A 20,498-nucleotide genomic window follows, 5' to 3' on the forward strand; every position below is an offset into this window, starting at 1 on the left:
TATTGGTTAATTGGTGATTAGTTACTGGTTGATTTGTACTGTTAACAGATTAATCTACTGGGTAATGAAAACATTTTTTCACTCTTGTAAAACCAATTTCCAGTAACTAATAACTATTTCGTTTTACTAATTTTACTTCCGTCAGTCAAGTTGATTTGTCCGCTTGTTACTACCTCTTGTCCTGCTTGTAATCCAGAAATAACTTCAATATTCTCCCCTATTTCACGACCAACTGTTAATTTTTGAATCTTAGCAACATTTCCATCAACCACATACACATAAGGATTTTTTGTTCCTTCGACTAAAGCCAATTTTGGAATTTGTAAGACACTCGTTTTTCTTCCCAAATCAAAGCCAACCATCACATAAGTACCTGCACGTAATTGATTGGTATTTAATTGTAATTCAACTCGATAGTTGTGATTTTCGTCACCTTTTGGTGAGATAAATCTGACATGACCAACAAAGTTTTTACTCGGAAAAACATCTGAATTAATTGAAGCTACCTGCCCTAACTTTAATTGATATACGTCTTTTTCATTCACAAAAACGACTGCTTTTAAATGTACATCGTCCACAACGGTAGCAATAACAGTTCCTGGACTTGCAAATTCACCTGCCATCAATTTTCGAGAAGTAACAATTCCACTGATTGGTGAGATAATATTTCCGTCTGTAATTTGTTGTTTTACTTGCTCAATCTGAATTCTGGTATTTTCAACATCGTATTTTGAGTTAGTTACGCTCAATTCCGTACCTGCATTTCCTTTAAATAATTCGGTATTTCTTTGTAAATCTTTTTCTAATTTAGAAAGTGTTAACTCATTGGCTTTTAAATTGATAAGTTTCAATTTTGAATCTAAATGTCCAACAACCTGACCTTTAGCAACCCTTGAGCCAACCTCAATGCCAAGTTTTTCAATTTTCCCTTGAATCCCAATGGCAATGGTTGCTTCATTGTTCAATTCCAAATTGGCAGGTAATGATACTTTCCCATCAAAAAGTTGATATTCTGCTTTAGTAGTTGCAACTGCCACAGGAATAATCGAACGGTCAACAACAACTTTATTGGCTTCAATTTTTTTCTTATTTTTTGCAAGGGTAAATCCAATAAAACCGCCCACTGCAAGAACTGATAATATGATTATGAATGTCTTTTTCATTGATATAAATGATTAGAATTGACTGATATAGCTTTTTAAATTCCCTTTTGATTTTTCAAATTCGAGTGTTGAACTCAAAACATTTATCAAAGAAGTGATATAATTACTTTGTGCCTCTTTATATGAATAGTCGGCATTTAATAAATCTGAAAGTGTGGAAACTCCTTTCTGATATTCTAAAGTGCTACTTTCTAAAACCTCCTTAGCAAAACTTAAATTTTCACGATTGATACCTAAATCTGATTGCGATTTTTGTAACTGAGAATTTGAATTTCTAAAAGCCAAATTCAAATTATTGTCGGTCAATTTTAAGTTCGTTTTAGCACTTAACAAACTCAATTCCGACTGCTTCAATTGGCTATTTTTGCGGTATCCACTAAAAATTGGAATATTTGCTTTTAAACCAATCGTCGAGAAATCTACCCAATTTGAAAAAGCCGTTCCTAAATCATTTCCAAAACTCATTACCCCATAACGTGCGTACATAGAAACTGTGGGCATAAAAGCCGCCTGTTTACGTTTTACGTCAAATTCTTGCAACAAAATATTATTCGTTTGAATTTTATGGTCTAAAATATTACTTGCTTCAAAAACTGATTCCTGTGCAATATTCACCAACGATTCATAATTTGTCATTGGCAAAATAACGATTTCCTCATTTAGTGGCATTCCAATGGCATTTTTCAAACGATTCAAGGCTACTTGTTTGTTGGTTTGCAAAATTGATTTTTGAGAAACAATATTGTTTAAACTCGACTGCGTTCTATCAACATCTGTTTTTTTGATAACGCCTTTCTCAAATCTCAACTTCAAAATCCCTAATAATTCTTTGTATTTTTTCTCGTTTTCAAGTGTAATTTTTTCTTGTTCCAAATACACCAAAACTTGAAAATAGGCATTAACGGTATTGTAAATCACCACATCTTGGTTTTGCTCTTTCTTCAATAACGAAAGTTGATTATTTGGTTCGGCAGCTTTTATACCTACCAACATCGACTTGTCATAAATCACTTGGTCAACTTGTGCCGTGATGTTGGTATTGTACTGATTACCAAACTGTACTCTGATTTCGTTAGGACTAAACGCACCCGCTGGAATGACAGAAACTTGTCTCTTTAAATTATCGTCAAAAGTTACATTTGTTGATACTTGTGGTAAATAGCCCGCCAATGCTTCGGTTGATTTTTGCTTGGCAGAAGCAATTTCATTATCATATAAAGAATGACTCACATGATTTTTGAGTGCATAATCCACACATTCTTTTAACGATACCGTTTGCTGACCGTGAATATCAAAGCCAAAAACCGCTAATATCAGATAAAAGATTACTTTATTCTTTTTCATAAATTATAGTTGATTATAATATTATTGACAATTGACATAGTTGATTTTATCAACTATTAATTCAAAAAAAAACTACTTCTCAGCGTTTTCTTTCATTTTACTTAATACTTTCTTAAAAGTTGTCAGTTCATCATCTGATATTCCTTGCAAATTTTTCACCATTAAATTAGCAATAACGGTTTCACATTTTTGGAGAAGTTCAGTTCCTGCTTCTGTAATAACAATGTGTTTTTTACGACGGTCAACGGCATCATTTACTCTCACTACATAACCCGATTTCTCTAATTGGTCAACATGACGCATAATGGCGGATTTATCTTTTTGCATAATTTCAGCTAAATCCGACTGTATTGATTCTTCCTGAGAAGTTAAAATTCTGAGTAAATAATGCTGCTCAGGCGAAAGATTTAATCCTTGATTTTCAAACTCTTTTCCTGACTGCTTGAACAATGCCCTAATGGTACTTCCAAATAAGAATTGTAATGAATTTGTGTTTATTTCCATTTTAAAACAAATTGTTGACTTTCAAAATAGTTGATATAAAATATAGTTGACAAAATCAACAATTCAAAATTACTACTAATTTTGAATAAAACAAAAAAGTGTCATATAATTTTTGCAAAAATTATATGACACTTTCAAAATCCTGAAAACTAAAAAAATAGTTTGGCAAACGTTTTCTATTTACTCCCCTCCTATTATGCCAAATTTTGTTGCTTCAAACACCGAAATTGTGTCGGAGAAATTATTATCAATAATTGTTTCTTCGGGTAAATTTCTGAGTATTTTCCAAATGGATTCCAATTCATTTTTAACCAAAAAACTTCCCTTTACACTAATCGTCAATTCAGAATCATCTGCATTTTTTATACTTTCTCTAAATTTTCTTGCCAAATCGCTCGACTCAACTTTTTTGCTCTCCCTTATTCCGTCTGTTAGCTGATATAATTCTTCAATACTTGTGATTGGGCTTTCAGTTGAACTTTTAGCCAATTTTTGAATTGCTTTTTTATCAACTTTTGTTTTTCCTGTTAAAACCTGTGCTTTCAAAGCGGGAGACATTTTTTCTAATCCTTCCGCAAAAACGGCATCACGTTTTATCGTCGCAGGACTTACATTAAATTCTTCTGCCAATTTTTGAGCCGTGTTTTCCAAACCACTTTCTTCAATTGACTTTCCTGTTCTGATTCCGCCTTGACCTGTTTTTAATCTTTGATATTTTAACCCTCTAAAATATGAAATCTGTTCAGAAGTCATATTTCTACGTCCAATCTGAAAATCAATCATGAAGTTTTTCACTTCTTCAATCGATTGAAAAGTCATCAAATCTATCTGAAAATCTACATTATTTCTTTTGCAGATTTCATAACGGTGATGCCCGTCAAATAAAATAAATACGGGTTCGTTTGGGTTTTCGGCATCATTATAAACTATTCCTTTAGTTGTATCCCAAACTAATATTGGCGTGCGACAACCACTCAAAATAATACTTTCTTCTAACGAACGATATTCGTCGTCATTCAATGGCGGTATAAAACTTTTGAGTTCTGGTAATATCGTAAGGTTATTTTTTACGTTTTCAGAACTAATCAATTTGTTATTTTTAAGCGTATTAGCAGTATTTACGGCTAATTGTTTCTTGAAATCTATCCCTTTCATTTTTCCTATTTATTAACCACTTGTAAATATTCAATGTATTCATCGCAAAAATCTTTGTAACATTTATACGCTTCAGAATTACTACTTAAAGTTCCCAAAGTAGCTTGCAATGCCTGAGACTTTTGGAAGTCAATCAGATGCCTAATTTCGGTATCAAACACTCTAAATTCATTACCTATGCTACTTCTTACGGCATCTTTAAAACCATCGTGAACGGTATTTTTTTTCACCATTGTAAACACAATTCCATCCAACATCAAATCACGATTAGTATGTCTTTTCACTTCACTGATTCTGTTTAATAATGAATTTAAACCTTTTAATGAAGATGATTCTGGTAACATCGTAATCAATGTTGAATTTGAAGCATTCAAAGCAGAAACGGTCAATTTGCTCAAACTTGGAGGGCAATCAATTAAAATATAATCATAAGCTTCTAAAAGAGGTTCTATTTTGTGTTTCAAACGGACATCACCGCCAACTTTCGACAGTAAATCTACCTCTGTTTCTGCCAAAGAAATATCCGACGGAGCTAACCAAAGATTATTTAGAATTTCGATAACAGGCAAATCTAAATCTGAAAATAGACAATCTGCCACTTGAACTTCTGGACTTTCAACGCCTAAAATTTGTGATAAATTCCCTTGTGGGTCAAAGTCAATTAAGAGAACTTTAAATCCTTTTGAAACCAATGTTTCTCCCAAACAAGCCGTTGTAGTGGTTTTTCCAACGCCTCCTTTATGATTAACAACCGAAATCACTCGGGCGTGTTGATACAAAAACTCGTTGTATCCATATTTTTTTAAGATAGGTTCAAGTTTCAATAAATCTTCTTCGCTCAATTTCCGAGAGCCATTCGAATTGAAAACTAAATCTAATTTTCGCTTCGGAAGTCCCGCTTCATCATTTACACCATTTACGTTCAAAGAAGGATTATGACGTAAAAAATTGGTAATTTTTTCTAATGTAAGATTAGTCTTCATTAATTTTCAGGTAAATACAGTTTTTAAAAATTTATATTTTGTGTTGTTATGCTTTATTTAGTTTTGTCCAAAGTATCACAATGAGCTTTTGGTTTTTCTATCCAAAGTATCACAATGAGCTTTTGGTTTTTCTCTCCAAAGTATCATAATGAGCTTTTGGTTTTTTGTCCAAAGTATCACAATGAGCTTTTGGAGTCGGAACAATAAGTGGTTTGTCACAAGACTAACGATAGACCACTGATGAAACGGATTATACAGATTTTCGCAGATTCTTCTTTATTTTACGGAAGTATGTACTTAATGTCGCAAAACCTCACCCGTGCGACATTAAGTTATACTTCTATTATTTTATCTGACTATGTGTCCCAGTGTAAATCTGTAAAATCAGTGCAATCCGTGGTCTAAATTTGTCCGTTTGGAATAAATCATTGAGCTTTCCAATCACCGCTTCGTTGTTGCAAAATCCTAACTTGAAATTTATTCCAAAACCATTCTTGAAAGATATTTTCTTTCGATTTCTGTTCAGTTTCTAACAATTTTATTCCAACAGAACTATTTAATGACTCTTCATTTACCGAACCATCATTAAACATGAATAAGTTATTAAAAAGCTTTTCAGAATAAGTTGCTCTTAATTCATCTACTTTTTTATGATAAAGAACTTTCTCACAATTAATTGCCAAGTTTTGGAGGTAAATAACAAACCAGTTCGCAAATTCACCATTCCAATAAAAGTTAATTTGTTTAGATGTGTATTTAGGCTCTTCTTTGACAGGTGTCTCAATTTTACTAACGGGTTCGGCTACATTACCAGTGATTTCAGGATTTTGCAAAGACCAAACTACAAATCCCATCGGATTATGAATTTTCTTGCCTTCGCTTATTTGTTTATTGGTCTTTTTAATTTGAGCCAAAACGGTTTCAAATCCGTAAACATTTCTCCATTGCTCAACCACTGTTTTTGAAACTCCTTCCCAGCGTTGGGTTAACGTAAGTAATTGGGAAATTTCTTGGTCGGTGTCTTCTACAATCGTCGAAGCAACTTCTGGTAAGTATAACAAATTTCCCGAATCTTGCTTTTCCCGATTAGGAATAATCCAAAATACTAAACCTGTTACCGCCCGACCTGATTTAACTTCATCAAAAGTGAATTTAATATCCGTAAATTTTTCTAAATCTTCCTGAGCCTTGACAATTACTCGCTGTTTGAAATTGCCGTACAAGGGATATTTATCTACGACATCTAACATTTCTTTTAATTCTTGAACCTTCAATGTCCGCTTTCCAATGGTTTCGTATTGCTTCAAAAGTTCATAAATACGAATTGAAAAAGAACTTTGGAGCTTCAAAATATTACGAACATCATACATCAAAAATTGACTTTGAAGTTGTAGGAGGTAGGGCTTCATGTCGGGGTGGAAGGAAATATCTAAATATTTCGCTGTTTTTTCTTCCACAAAACTCTTTACACCCGTAGCAATATGGGTAAAAAGCTCCATTTTTCCATCTGGTGTATCCATCAAAACCCGTATTTCACGCCTACCCAAACGTTCTGCACCTTGTTTCAAAAACTTGTACGAATGTCCATCTTCTTGTAATTCAAAATCTTGGATTACTTCATGCAGGTAAATTCGATATACTTTAAAGTCTTCATCGTCACGATGAATTTTCATGAGCATTTTTGTAAAAACACGCATTTCCCAAATATCAAAGCGGTATTTTCCTTCAACAAGTCTATTCGCTTTTCTGATTAGTTTAACTACATCAGTATCTTTTTTTATGGTTTGATTATTATCTAATTTATCTTTTTTGAGCTTTTTCATATTATAGAGGCTAACAAAAAAATGTTTTTGGGAATTTTGTTATAATTAGAGTCAAATTAGGCTATTTTTTGGTAAATATGTTATAATAATTAGGTAAAATTGTTATAGTTCACGGTAATTTTGTTATACTTATAGGTAATTTTGTTATATTTAGAGCTATAACTTATTGATTTTGAACACGTTATGACCTCCGAAAATACATAAAACAATAATTAAAAAGAAAAACAACAAACACAATTAAAAAAAAATGACTTGAGATGTGATTCTTTTATTTTATTATTATTACAAATGGTTTTAATTGATTGTCAGAGGGCTTTTTTGAAAAATATAATGCTGGTAATATTAAAATCTAAAATCCAAGTATAACATTTTTACCAAAATTATTATATGGATTTTTGTTATACTTATCTTGAAATGGGAATAACGTTTTTTGGTAAAAATGTTATATTTCGTATTGTTGGGTGTGTGTTAAATAGATATGATTCGGATTTGTATCAAATTTACTAAAATAAATTTATTTAACAACTTGTTTTGATACAAATTTGAATCTTTTTAAGTATCCAAAGTATCACAATGAGCTTTTGGTTGAATAAATACAGTAAATAAATAAAGGTAAAGCTCGATGGGGAACAAAATGGCATAGAAATATCTTATTAAAAATGCTTTTGAAACCCTTGTAGTTGATGAAAAAGGAGGAAAAATGTTATATTTTAAAATAGGAGTATGCTTTTAGAAATATAATTATAAATATTTGAACTTATAATTATCTGTTTCTAATAAATGTAAAATAATGCTCGAAGTGAAAGCCATAAAACTACGAAGTATAACATTTTTACCAAAAAAGCGTCGGTAAATTTGGTATAATAGATAAATGAAATCGTGATGATAAAAATTTAGAATAAACTTAACTGACCTAATATTTTTGTTTGGGCTTTGAGGTAAGGTTTACGTTTTTCGGATTCAATTAGTTTTACGTCAATTCTAAAAACTGTTCCGAGTGTCATTTGCTGACGTTGAGCTTTAGAACAACTTACACACAATTGAGGTACATCTTGTCCCTCAGTAGGGCGGACACGAATCTTTTTACGACGATTATCGTAGTAAGTTTGTAGGCTAATATTTGGGAAGACTCTTGACAAGCGTATTTTTTTTCTTGTAATAAATTTACAATTATTCCACCATAACACAAAATCAGCCCTTCAATTTATTGAAAGGCTGATTGTTGATAAATACTTTGAAGAAGATTTATTTAGAGCTATAAACTTGTTTTAAAAAGTCGCTAACAGAAACAGGTTTTTTGCCAGTCAAAGATTCAAGCGTATTACTGGTTTTGTCAAATTCATTTTGCTTAAATGCTTCAGCGAAACCTGCAAACATTCCAACGTATTCCATCGGTACACCTGCTGAAGAAAGCGTTTCAATATAAACTTCTTGAGTAGGAGAGACGTAGTTGATGGTTTTGCCCAAAATTTCACTTAAAATGTCTGCTATTTCTTGAAAAGTAACCGTTTGCTCAGTGTTGAAATCATACGACTTATTTTCGTGTCCTTCGCTTGTTAAGATGGCAACAGAAGCCTCAGCCATATCTTGACGAAGGGCAAATGAAACCTTACCATCGCCAGCAGGGAAGAAAACTGTACCCGTTTCCAAAACTTGCTCTCCTAAAAACATAGGTACAATGTCTGTATAAATACTATTTTGCAAGAATGTATAAGTAATTCCCGCTTCTTTAATCCATTGTTCGGTTTTTAAATGAGATTCTGCAATAAAGGCAATTGGAGAATCTGGCGTTTCGTTTTTACGTTGAAAACTTGTATAAATAATGTGCTTTACGCCTGCTTTTTTGGCGGCATTTATGACATTTTGGTGTTGTTGAAGACGATTTTGAATGTCATTACTTGACACAAAATATAATTTATCAATTCCTGCAAAAGCAGATACAAGTGAATTTTCATCGTTATAGTCGCCAATACGAATTTCTACGCCTTGTTCATTTAAGTGTTCAACTTTTGAAGCTTCTCTTGCCAAAACTGCAAGGTCAGATTTTTGTGTTTTGTTAATTAATAATTCAATTACAGCTTTGCCTAATTGTCCTGTTACGCCAGTTACTAATATCTTACTCATGATTTTCTAAATTTAAAATTGTTAAAATTTTCTTGCATACTAAAAGTTAGTTGCTTACTTTTAGTATGCAAATATTCTTAAAGTTTAGCATAATAAACAAGAAGGCACTGTAAAGTGTAAAACTTACTTTTAAGTAACTAATGTTGAAAATCAAATTGTTATGAAAGAAAATATTTTAGAAAAAAATAATTGGAACGTTAAAAACTGCCCTGTTAGAAATGTATTAGATAGATTTGGAGATAAATGGTCTATCCTTATTATTATGGTTTTGGGGGAAAGAGAGCGAATGCGATTTAATGAATTGAATAAAGAAATTCATGATATTTCGCAAAAAATGCTGACCGTTACTTTACGGACATTGGAGGCTGATGGTTTAGTAAAAAGAACGGTATATCCAGAAGTTCCGCCGAGAGTTGAATATGAAATTACAGATTTGGGAAGAAGTTTAGTGCCGTATATCAATAGTTTAGCGGCATGGGCAAATGTAAATATCAAAGAAATTCAAGAATCGAGAGAAAGGTACGGAGTTACGATTTAGAAACCATATTGCCATTAAAACAGAAATTGAAGCTTTTGGATTAAACCATAGAGCTTCAATTTCTATTCTATTTTTGCGTATTTCTTAAAATTTACAAGAACTGTTATCTGCTTTCACAAAGTAGCTTTTATAGTTTTTAGCTTTTTTGTTCATACAACCTTTTAAATTCAGCAACTGAACTCCTTTAAACTCAACAGGATGGCTTTCACTTTGTAAGGAAATTGTACCAGAAGTTAAAGGCTGCCCATCTGGTTTCATAGCTGGGTCAAATCCGCTGACCACTCCACCACCGATGACAGGCTTTGTATAAGTCATCACCAATTCACCGTTAATATAATGACGAATTAAAGAATCTCCCAAAACTTCAACTTCCGCATGAACCCATTGGTCGCCATCATAAGTTTTTGAGGTAGAATTAATGCAATGTCTGGTATCAAATTTATTTTCATACGTCACATTAGTACCCGGAGTACACAAATTACAAGTGGTTCGAGGTTTTTGGTCATTTTTTCCACCGAGCAATTGAACTTCTATCGAAATAGGAAAATCTTGGTCTTTGCCCATTGTTTTGGCAGGTTGACCATGAATCATAATTCCACTATTTCGCCAAGCCCAGTCTTCGCCACCTTTTGCTTGTTCTCCCACAAAACGATAATCGAGGGCAATTCGGTAATACGAGTATGAATTTTTGTAGAATAAATGTCCGTATCTGAAATTAAAATTATCGTAAGCATCATAATTCACCACAATTTTTTTGTCTTTTACACTAAAGGTTTTACCAAAATTATCGTTTAAATCATATCCTCGAATCTTAATTTCCCACCCATCCAGATTTTTACCATTAAATAACGGCTTCCAATCTTTCGAGGAAATTTTGCTTTGGGCAAAGACATTGATAGTGATTAAAAAGAAAAATAGAATCTTTTTCATGATTGATTTCTTGTGTTTTAATAGTAAGCGTGAAAATTTTTGAGGTAAAGTCTAAACAAAAAGGTTTGTTATAAATTGAAGTATAACAATTTTACAATGATAACCAATTTTGTTATTTTTCTTGTCCTAAGTCACACGCAAATTTACATCAAACCAAATTTACATTAGGATATTATTAGAATGATAGGAGGGAAGTCGTTGAAGATAACTTTCATGAATCTCTATGAGTATCTTTGTTGGGGGATAAATTATTAAATTATGACAATTTAGAAACGGGCTTCACGGAATATCAACAAGACTTTAATATTTATAAAATGAAAATAACAAGATTGTTTAAAGAATTTGCAGAAAGTGAAAAAGCTGGAGGACTGACTTTAATTGGTTGCACAGTAATTTCCATGATAATAGCTAATACTTTTTATGGAAATGAATACACACATTTTTGGCATTCTGCTTTGGGCAATCAAAGCGTAGAATATTGGATAAACGATGGTTTAATGACCATATTCTTTCTGCTGATTGGACTCGAATTAGAGCGAGAAATTTACATTGGAGAACTTTCTAAAATTAAAGACGCCCTTTTGCCAATTTTTGGAGCAATAGGAGGAATGCTAATTCCCGCTACTATTTATATGTACATAAATCATGGCACAAATTTTCAAAATGGGGCAGGCATACCTATGGCAACAGATATTGCTTTTGCCTTGGGTGTGCTTTCATTATTAGGCAATAAAGTTCCGACTTCATTAAAAGTATTTTTGACGGCTTTGGCAGTAATTGATGATTTGGGAGCAATTTTGGTGATTGCCATATTTTATACTAAAACGATTATTTGGATGAATCTCCTGATTGCATCAGGAATATTTTTAGGCTTGATTGTACTCAACAGATTGAAAATAAGGAACTTAATTCCTTATATGGTAGGAGGTTTTGCCATGTGGTATTTTATGTTGCATTCGGGTGTTCATGCAACTATTACGGGTGTTTTATTGGCTTTTGCCGTTCCTTTTGGCAATGGTGATGAAAAGTCAAGCTCATATATTTTACAGCATTACCTTCATAAACCTGTGGCATTTTTGATTTTACCATTATTTGCATTAGCGAATACTGCTATTGAAGTAAATATAAGTTTTCAAGAAATTATAACTCAAAAATATGGAATTGGTATATTGTTGGGACTCGTCGTTGGAAAACCTTTAGGAATTATCGCTCTAACTTTTGTGGCGGTAAAATTGAAGATTTGTAAACTTCCAAGCGACTTAAATTGGAAAATGATAGTAGGAGCGGGGTGTTTGGGAGGAATTGGTTTTACGATGTCAATATTTATTACTTTGCTTGCTTTTGATGAATTTGAGTTACAAAATAATTCTAAAATAGTGATTTTAGTTGCTTCTGTGATAGCCGCAATCATCGGGTTTGTTTATCTTTTATTCGCTTCAAAAACGTCTCGAAGAAAATTGAGTGTTTAGAATAATTAGGTGTTGGATTTTAAACTTTTCTGCAAAATATTATACTAATTTTAAAGATTTGATGCGTACTTAACGGAAGTCGTCGTTCAAAATGACGACTTCCGTTGATACTCAGGTACGTAATACATTTTTTAAATCCCAATTATTGGGATTCGATTAGCTATTTGTTTGAATAAACTGTTCTTCCGAAATTTTATTCTGTTTTTGCTTATTTCTTCGTCCCCACCAAATGTAAAATCCTGTAAGGGGTAAACTTGCTGAAATTAGACTTACACAAAAAGCTAATAATTTCCCTGCAAACCCAAAAATCGCTCCAATGTGAACATCATAATTCAATCTAATTGTTTTGTCGGCGAGTTTTGCGTCTTTGAATCTTCCGTAAATATGATTGACAGATAATTCTTTGAGGGAATATTGGTCGAAATAACGATAATCAATTTTCCATAGTGTTCCAATTTCCGAATTTGTATTGATGGCAATTGATGCCGAATCAGAATCTGGAATATGCACTTCAATGGCATCAATATTCGGGTCTTCAGATTTCACTTTTTGCCAAGCTCTATCAATATTTGGCGAATTTTCGGTGTAGGTCTTTTTTAAAGTTGTATCAGAAATAGCTTCTGTAAAAACAGTTGATTTTTCACCTCCTAAACGCCAATAAACCGAATTGGCAAACCATTGAAAACCCCAAACTAAACCCGTAAGTGCAATAATTACCACAACCCAAGAAGCGTAAAATCCTAAAACATTGTGCAAATCATAGTTTTTACGTTTCCATTGCGTATTTGGTTTCCATTTAAACTGAAATCGTTGTTTGGAAGCAGCTTTGTTTTTAGGCCACCACAAAATTATTCCAGAGATTAAAAGTAAAACAAAAATAAGTGTGGCAGAAGCTACAATTGGTTGCCCAATAGTTGGCGGAAGCCATAGATAATAATGCCCAACAAGGATAATTCTGAAGAAATCGGTATCCATATCCTTGACCTCCAATACTTCAGCAGTATAAGGATTGAAATAAATGATATTGTAATATTCGGGGTCAATACCATAAAAAATCGCTTCTACGCTTCGTCCTTTTCCTGCATAATTTACAGCGTGTAAGTGTTTTTTTGGATAGATTTTTTTGGCTTTCAACTCAAAAACTGAAGGTGGTAACTGAGCTTTATTTTGGGTTTCAACAAATAAATATGGCTTAGTTAGTTCTTCAATCTCAGTTTTAAAAGCATACAAACAGCCCGTAATGCTGACGATAAACACCACTAACCCAGACGAAAGTCCGAGCCAGAGGTGTAGTTGATGAGTAATTTTTTTAAAAGTCATCTTGAATTAAAACTTATAGTTAATACTCAATCGAGAATTACGCATCGCTTCAACTTGCGAATAATAATATTTGCTCCAAGTGTAATATGAACCACCCGTAATTAAATAAGTATTGAATAAATTATTTACGTTTAGAGCCACGCCAAATTTGCCAAATTGGTAAGACATCGCAGCGTCAAAGCGAGTATAATTTGGCATAGTTGCATCAACCGTTTTGTCGTAAGCACCGTACCAATTGCTTCTACCTGCACTATGTTGTACACCAAATGAGATACCCAAGCCTTCCATCGCACCTGATTGAAAACGGTATTTTAACCAAGTATTAAAAATATATTTATCAGTTCCTGACACTTGGCGACTAACCTGAGAACCATCTGTATCTTTGGTCACTTTTGCATCTGTTACAGCATAATTCATCGTTAAGTCTAAACCAGGAAGAATTTGTCCTCTTACATCAAATTCAATTCCTTGCGTTTGAGTTTGCCCTAACTGAATTGAAAAATATTGATGATTTGGGTCTTCAGTCAGAACATTGTTTTTGGTAATTTTATAAGCCGCAACTGATGCGTTCCAACGTCCGTTCAACCATTCTCTTTTAATACCAATTTCTTTGTTGTCACCAATAATTGGGTCAAATTTCTTTCCTTCAAAAGTTCCGCCTGCTTGTGGAATAAACGCTTCGTCATAAACCGCATAAACACTTGTATTTTTATCTACCGAATAACTTAATCCTACTCTTGGCGTAAATTTCTCAGCTTTTACAGTGCCAGAATATGGGTCTGCGTCATTGGTTGTGGTAAATCTTCCTGCCAAAGTGAAGCGTAATTTATCATTCAAAACTCTAATTTCGTCTTGTGCATATAACGCCGTATAGCTATTATTGTAATGAATACCACGTTCTCTAATGTCTAAACTTCTATCAAAAACAGGGTATTTACTGGCAGAAACTTGTCCATAAACAGGTTTATAAACATTTAAGTCTCCAATGATACCGCCTTGGTTCCAATCGTGATAATAATCTTTATTTCCCATATCCAAGCCCACCAAAATACGATGTTTCAAAGCTCCAGTTTCAACATCTCCATTTACAAAAAACTGCCCTACTTTTGTTTGTCCTAAAATATCCCAAATAGAGGTCGTTCTTTTTAAAGTATCACCGCTAAAACCAGATGCCCACAAACTTTGTCCAACTTGGTCATAATTCAAATATGCTAATTGACCTGTAAATTTCCAATTGGCATTAATACTGTGTGAAAGTGTCACGAATAATGATTGGTCTTTGATAGTGGTTGGTTTTAGATTTCCTTCCAACATGGTAAAATTGTATGGTAAATCACTAATACCTTTTGCCGAGAAAGCATAAGCCGACCCAATTGGCGACATTTCAACACCTTGATACGTGTATTCTGCTGTTAATGACGTATTTGGGTTGATTTGATATTTAATCACAGGAGCAATTGATACACGATTGTTATACTCAAATTCTCGGTGAGAACCCTTCATTTGTCCCATTACGTTCAAACGATACAGAATTTTACCATCTTTACTTAGTTTCCCGTCAAAATCTGCCGTAGTGCGATACGTTCCAAAACTACCGACAGTCATACCCACTTCAGCTTTAGAAATTCCCGTAGGTTTTTTGGTTACAACGTTATAAAATCCACTTGGTTCGCCGCTTGCAAGCATGAAACCCGCAGGTCCTTTTACAATTTCGATTCGCTCAACCATACTCATGTCTTCTGTGAGTGGACCCCAAACTTCAGTTACATTCATACCATTTCTAAATGCAGCGATTCTTGAACCACGCATCACAATTCGGGCATAAGTTTCCCAATGTTCTGAACGAGCAGCACCACTGACATTTCTCGTAACCCCTTCCGACATATCAAAAATTTGTTGGTCTTTAAGTGCTTGAGAAGTAACCACTTGGATATTTTGTGGGATTTCCAAAAGTGGAGTTTTTAGACGTAATGAAATCGAAGGATAATCGGTAACATATTTACTTGGATTACTCGAAACCAACACTTCTTGTAATTGTGTGGCATTGGCTTCTAATGTAAAATCAAGACTTTGTGTTTCGTTGGCTTTGATAGTAACTTTTTTTGTTTCAGATTTTAACCCTACAAAACTCACAAGAATATTATAAGTGCCAGATTTTAAATTGTTTATCTGATAATTTCCTTCAATATCAGCTACTGTTCCTTTGTTTGTTCCTTTGAGGCTTACACTTACAAATTCAGCAGGTTTACCATCTGATGTAACTACTTTTCCTTTGAGTATCGCATTTTGAGCGAATACTCCCCAACTCATTAAAAACAGAATGCCTGTAAAAATCGCCTTGTTCATTATTTTTTTGTTAGATGAAAATATTGTTTTAAAATTTATAGGCACAAAGTTTATATTAATTTAGACTTATTCCAAATAAAAAACTGAATTATTTAGATTTGTTCTAAATAATTCAGTTTTTTATTCTATTAGTACAATATTTGGAGATGATTTATTGTGAAAAAGATAAATGAAATACAGTGAGGAAAAAGCGTAAAAACTTCGTTTGAATATTGGCAAGGCATTGTAGTCTTTTATAACAAACTAATTTTTAACCAAAACTTTTCTAAGCTGCAACCTGATAATGAATTGAATATGGAATATTATGAGCGGCACTAAAAACAGCTCCCAACATTTCAGAAGGTGAAAAGGGTTTGGTAAAATGCTCATCAATAGAATGATAAATGACTCTTCCTTTTTTGTCAATTACATAAGTTGCTGGTATAGGAACATCCTCCGTAATGCCAGCTATTCTATCCCAAACGGCATTTTCTTCTGAATATGTACCTAATTGTTTGGCAATCTGATTAGTTGGGTCAGCAATTAAAGTGAATGGTAAATTGAAATATCGAGCCATTTGCGTAACTTCTTGATGTCCCGCTTGCACAATTACGAGTAAATTTCCACCTAAACTCGAAATCTCTTGATAACACTCACTCAAAGTATTCAGATGATTCAAACCATATTGATTCCAACCTTCTGATAAAAAGCTGATTGTCAAAGGTTTGTTTCCTTGTATTTTTTTCAATGAAGGAGTTTTATCAAGCGTTTCGAGGTTGATTTTACAAATTTGTTTTGTTTGATTGAAAATCAAATTATTAATAACAGCTCCAACCTTTATTGGATTGAACTGTAAGTTTTTTCCTTTAAAAATAGTAATTGGAAGAATTCTGTCCCAATTGAGTGTAAAGATGTTATTGTAAGGATTCATTTTAAATATATTTTGGATAATAATCTATGGATTATATAGACTATTTAGGTTTGAAAAAATGGATTAAGTACATTGACGATTTAAGATTGCAATAGATTTGATTACCAATAATTTATGAATAGACTTCCTGCGAAAGTGTTTTACGACTTAAAACACTTTCGCAGGAAGTCTAATAGTAAAAGGTACTTTATGTTGTCTCAATGCCTACTTATATTAAACGATATTGCATCCTTAAAATGTAAATCTCAACGTAGTTCCGTAAGTAGCAGGGTCACCCAAAACCGCAGCGTAATGTCCTGCATTGCCCGCAGCAGGTAATAGTTGTTCAAAATAGTTTTTATCTAAAATATTTCTACCCCAAAGTAAGATTGAAACCCCATTTGAAGCTCTAAAACCAACTCGTCCGTTCAATAATGCGTAACCCTCAATATTTAAGAATTGTGATGGCGAAGCACTTGACGAGAATGACGAACGATAATATGAATCAAGAGCAATGAAATAATTTCCTTTTAAATTTAATAGTTTTCCTGCATTGCTATATTCCCCACCAATTGAACCAGCCCATTTGGAAATTCCCGGTAAATCTCCACCCGAAATATCTTTAAATGCTGACGTTCCGCCTGTTTCTTCCAATGGTACTGGGGCATTTGTGAATGAAACATATTTTCCATCGGTATAAGAAACCGCTGCATTGAAAGTTAAGTGATTGGTTGCACGAATATTTCCATCTACTTCAACTCCTCTAACTCTTACTTTTTCGGCATTTGCCAAATATCCTCTGTTAACGCCCACTTCAGCAGTTTGAACTTGTGTTTGATAATCTTTGATGTCTGTGTTGTAAATAGTGACATTCAACATTGATTGTGGCGTTGGACGAGTTTTAATACCGATTTCAGTATGTGTTACAAACTCAGGATTTACCCTTGCCAATTCAATTAAAGTAACACCATTGGCAGTTGGTAAACCACCCAAATTCACCCCAACGGGTTTGTAACTATTTGAGTAAGTTGCAAATGCGTTGAAAGCTTTGCTCGCTTTATACGCTAAAGTAACTTGTCCAGAAAAATTGTTTTCGTTTACACTAAAATTAAACGCCTGATTGCTGTAAACTCCATTTTTTAGAGCGATAAGTGCTGGGTCTGTTGTTTGTAATCCACCGTAAGTTTCACGTTTGTAGTCCACATCTTTTTTATCATAGTTAAAACGCAAACCGGGCAATAAGTGTAATTTATCGGTAATAGTCCAATCAACTTGTGTGAAAATGGCTGCTCCCAATGTTTTCAATCTTGACGTTGTTTTTGTGCCAAACCCATCAAATAAACCTGTTGTTTTCCATAAAGCCGAAGTTGAACTTTGCGAAAATCTCCATTGAGCCGAACCAGATTCTTCTGTTTGTACAGGGTCAGAAGTTAGTAATTGGTCAATCAAGAATACTCCCAAAACACCACTTAACTTTTCCGAAAACTGCCCTGCATAGCGGATTTCTTGCGTCCATTGATCATGTCTTGAATTTCCTTGTGATTTTGTAAGTACAGGTAAACCGATGAAATCTCTATCATTTGAAGGGTCCCAAATCCAATAACGCCATGCCGTTGTAGAAGTCAATGTACCTTTTCCGATTTTAGCATCAACGTTAATAGAAGCTCCACCAAAATCGTTATTCACTCTCCAAGGTGAATCCGCATCTGTGATTCTGTCGAAGGGATTTGTGGTTGGTAATTTATAGCCCAAGTCAGCAATAATAGCATCGAACTGACGATAAGCGGCTCTTTTGGTGGTAACTACCCCTGCCACTACGGTAGCATTGCCATCAGGTCTTTGTCGTGCATTATCTCCTGCAAAAGTAATATTTACATTCTCAGAAGGCGTGTATAAAAGTTGGGTTCTAATGCCTAAGTTATTTAAAGAATTAGTGGGTTTTAAGGTAGTGGTATTGAAAATAGTACCATCTCGTTGAGTACCAGAAAATGAAACTCGTGCCGCTAATTTTTTGCTCAAAGGCCCTGTGATAGAAGCTTTTGCTTGGATATAGTTCAAATTTCCGTAGCTTGTCTCAAAACTTGCCCCTGTGGTAAAACTTGGAGTTCTTGTAGTAATATTGAATGCTCCCGCAGTGGTATTTTTCCCGAAAAGAGTTCCTTGTGGTCCACGTAAAACTTCAATTCTGTCAATATCCACAAAGTCAACCGCTGTTGCTGCTGGTCTTGCATAATAAACGCCGTCAACATAAAAGCCAACTCCGGGGTCGATACCGTCGTTAGTTAGTCCAAAAGATGAGCCTAAACCTCTGATATTCAAAGTTGTATTTCTACCATTTGAAGAATATAGTTGCACAGAAGGGATTAATTCTTTCAAGCGATTGGGGTTGAATGCTCCCGCATCTTCAGCGGTAAAGCCACGAATTACAGAAATCGGAATCGGAATTTCTTGGACAGATTCTTGTCTTCTTCGAGAAGTAACAACCACATCTGAAAGTTGATTAGTGTTTTCTTCGAGTTGAATTTCAACTTTTCCATTGTTGATTAGAATTTCTTTTTTCAGATAACCAACATAAGAAACAATCAAAGTAAAAGGTAGTTTTTGTCCAGTTATTAGTGAGAATTCGCCGTTGGCGTCGGTTGTTGCTCCGTTGGTTGTTCCTTTAATCGAAACAGTTGCCCCGATTAATAGTTCGTTAGTTTTGGCATCTGTTACCTTTCCCCAAACGGTGGCATTAATGATTGGTTTATCTTGTGCGGATAGAAAAAATGGCAGTAAAACTGCGATTGTAAGAATAGAGCGTTTTAAAAATTGTTTCATTTTAAGGATTTTTTGGTTTAAAATATTTATCCGATAGATTTTATAGATTTAAAGATATTAACAATAAAAAATTTCGGGTGTGTGATGATTGTTTGTATTACTCATTACTGAGATTTGTGTTTGGCAAAACTAATAAAACTATTTAATCTATGGACTTTATAGACTAAAAATATTTGCATATTCTTTGAAAAATCAAGGAGATTCTTTCAAAAGTATAAAAATGCTAATGAATTGAGGGAGATTTGAAGCGTAATGAATTAGGTTTTTAGGGGTGGATTCAATTATTCATTTGGAAATTGACCTGAAAAATATCCTGCAAATTTCCACATTTCTTTGATGTCGTCTCCCAAAACGGCATAGGGAGCGTAACGTTCATTGTTAGATTTTAACACAACTAAGTTTTTTTCTTGTAGATAATTGTAAATTCTTTTCAAGACAATTCCTTCATCTTTGGTAACGACAATGCAGACGGTTCCGTTTTTAATATTCCACCAATCTTCCACATATTCTGCAAAAACTAATGAACCTTCCTTTAAGGGTAACATTGAATCGCCTTGAATGGGAAACACTCGATATTTTTTATCTTTTGGCAAAAATGGAACTTGAAAAACAGGAAGCTTTTCGATAAACTCCAAATCTCCAAAACCCGCAACATAACCAGCAATCGCTTTTAAAGGAACAAACTCTATATTGTTTTCATTTTGCGTATTTACTGTTGTTGCCAATACTCGAAAATTATTAGCAGTATTTTCAATAGGTTGAGAAGGTTCTTTCGATAAATCTTTGGTTAATAAATCACCAATATTTACGCCATAATAATTTGCCAACTTGATAAGGTCAGCATATTTGGGTTCTGCCCTGCCACTTTCATAAGAAGCTAAGGTTGGCTTTTTGATGTTGATTTCCTCAGAAAACTTCTCCTGAGACATTTTATTGGGTAAAGCTCTTCGTAAATATTGTAAGTTGCTGCTGAAAAAAGTGTTCATCGATTTAGGGCTTTTGAATAAAAAATGAATATTTTTTTGCTTTTCATTTTCTAACAAAAATACATATTTTACTTAAATGATACAAATTGTATTTTTGTTTTATT

Annotated in this window: 16 protein-coding genes; 2 read left to right on the forward strand and 14 right to left on the reverse strand. The window is 33.6% G+C overall.

The window, feature by feature from the left end:
* Window positions 1-113 precede the first annotated feature (113 nt).
* The 8 genes from LV89_RS07540 to LV89_RS07570 form a co-directional block, all read right to left on the reverse strand.
* Window positions 114-1,163, reverse strand: coding sequence for an efflux RND transporter periplasmic adaptor subunit (locus LV89_RS07540; RefSeq protein ID WP_109742265.1), 1,050 nt, complete (start codon window positions 1,161-1,163; stop codon window positions 114-116).
* Window positions 1,164-1,175: 12 nt separating this feature from the next.
* Window positions 1,176-2,507: a TolC family protein gene (locus tag LV89_RS07545; RefSeq protein WP_109742266.1), complete on the reverse strand. Its 1,332-nt coding sequence runs from the start codon at window positions 2,505-2,507 to the stop codon at window positions 1,176-1,178.
* Between the two features lie 72 nt (window positions 2,508-2,579).
* Entirely contained in the window at window positions 2,580-3,011 is a 432-nt protein-coding gene (locus LV89_RS07550; protein WP_109742267.1) for a MarR family winged helix-turn-helix transcriptional regulator, read from the reverse strand.
* A 180-nt stretch (window positions 3,012-3,191) separates the two neighbouring features.
* A complete protein-coding gene (locus LV89_RS07555; protein ID WP_109742268.1) occupies window positions 3,192-4,166 on the reverse strand; it encodes a ParB N-terminal domain-containing protein in 975 nt (324 codons plus the stop codon).
* Between the two features lie 5 nt (window positions 4,167-4,171).
* Window positions 4,172-5,149: a ParA family protein gene (locus LV89_RS07560; protein ID WP_109742269.1), complete on the reverse strand. Its 978-nt coding sequence runs from the start codon at window positions 5,147-5,149 to the stop codon at window positions 4,172-4,174.
* 425 nt (window positions 5,150-5,574) lie between these two features.
* Window positions 5,575-6,972, reverse strand: coding sequence for a replication initiation protein (locus LV89_RS07565; RefSeq protein WP_109742270.1), 1,398 nt, complete (start codon window positions 6,970-6,972; stop codon window positions 5,575-5,577).
* An 893-nt stretch (window positions 6,973-7,865) separates the two neighbouring features.
* A complete protein-coding gene (locus LV89_RS24875) occupies window positions 7,866-8,111 on the reverse strand; it encodes a hypothetical protein (protein WP_146199101.1) in 246 nt (81 codons plus the stop codon).
* 106 nt (window positions 8,112-8,217) lie between these two features.
* On the reverse strand, window positions 8,218-9,096 hold the full coding sequence (locus LV89_RS07570) for an SDR family oxidoreductase (RefSeq protein WP_109742271.1): 879 nt from the start codon (window positions 9,094-9,096) through the stop codon (window positions 8,218-8,220).
* 160 nt (window positions 9,097-9,256) lie between these two features.
* Here LV89_RS07570 and LV89_RS07575 point away from each other — a divergent pair, with 160 nt between their 5' ends.
* Window positions 9,257-9,634, forward strand: a complete 378-nt coding sequence (locus LV89_RS07575) for a winged helix-turn-helix transcriptional regulator (protein WP_109742272.1) — start codon at window positions 9,257-9,259, stop codon at window positions 9,632-9,634.
* An 84-nt stretch (window positions 9,635-9,718) separates the two neighbouring features.
* Here the strand turns inward: LV89_RS07575 and LV89_RS07580 are convergent, their stop codons facing one another.
* Window positions 9,719-10,564, reverse strand: coding sequence for a 3-keto-disaccharide hydrolase (locus tag LV89_RS07580; protein WP_109742273.1), 846 nt, complete (start codon window positions 10,562-10,564; stop codon window positions 9,719-9,721).
* Window positions 10,565-10,878: 314 nt separating this feature from the next.
* On the opposite strand from LV89_RS07580, the gene nhaA reads away from it, so the two are divergent.
* Complete coding sequence (nhaA, locus tag LV89_RS07585; RefSeq protein ID WP_109742338.1) at window positions 10,879-12,033, forward strand: Na+/H+ antiporter NhaA; 1,155 nt, start codon at window positions 10,879-10,881, stop codon at window positions 12,031-12,033.
* A 156-nt stretch (window positions 12,034-12,189) separates the two neighbouring features.
* Here the strand turns inward: nhaA and LV89_RS07590 are convergent, their stop codons facing one another.
* The 5 genes from LV89_RS07590 to LV89_RS07610 all read right to left on the reverse strand — a co-directional run bounded on the left by LV89_RS07590 (window position 12,190) and on the right by LV89_RS07610 (window position 20,394).
* On the reverse strand, window positions 12,190-13,353 hold the full coding sequence (locus LV89_RS07590; RefSeq protein ID WP_109742274.1) for a PepSY-associated TM helix domain-containing protein: 1,164 nt from the start codon (window positions 13,351-13,353) through the stop codon (window positions 12,190-12,192).
* Window positions 13,354-13,359: 6 nt separating this feature from the next.
* Complete coding sequence (locus LV89_RS07595) at window positions 13,360-15,699, reverse strand: TonB-dependent receptor (RefSeq protein ID WP_109742275.1); 2,340 nt, start codon at window positions 15,697-15,699, stop codon at window positions 13,360-13,362.
* A 265-nt stretch (window positions 15,700-15,964) separates the two neighbouring features.
* A complete protein-coding gene (locus LV89_RS07600) occupies window positions 15,965-16,609 on the reverse strand; it encodes a redoxin domain-containing protein (protein ID WP_109742276.1) in 645 nt (214 codons plus the stop codon).
* A gap of 231 nt (window positions 16,610-16,840) precedes the next feature.
* Window positions 16,841-19,408: a TonB-dependent receptor gene (locus tag LV89_RS07605; RefSeq protein WP_109742277.1), complete on the reverse strand. Its 2,568-nt coding sequence runs from the start codon at window positions 19,406-19,408 to the stop codon at window positions 16,841-16,843.
* A 281-nt stretch (window positions 19,409-19,689) separates the two neighbouring features.
* Window positions 19,690-20,394, reverse strand: coding sequence for an XRE family transcriptional regulator (locus LV89_RS07610; protein WP_146199102.1), 705 nt, complete (start codon window positions 20,392-20,394; stop codon window positions 19,690-19,692).
* Window positions 20,395-20,498 lie beyond the last annotated feature (104 nt).

The sequence above is a fragment of the Arcicella aurantiaca genome (assembly GCF_003148625.1).
GTDB lineage: Bacteria > Bacteroidota > Bacteroidia > Cytophagales > Spirosomataceae > Arcicella > Arcicella aurantiaca.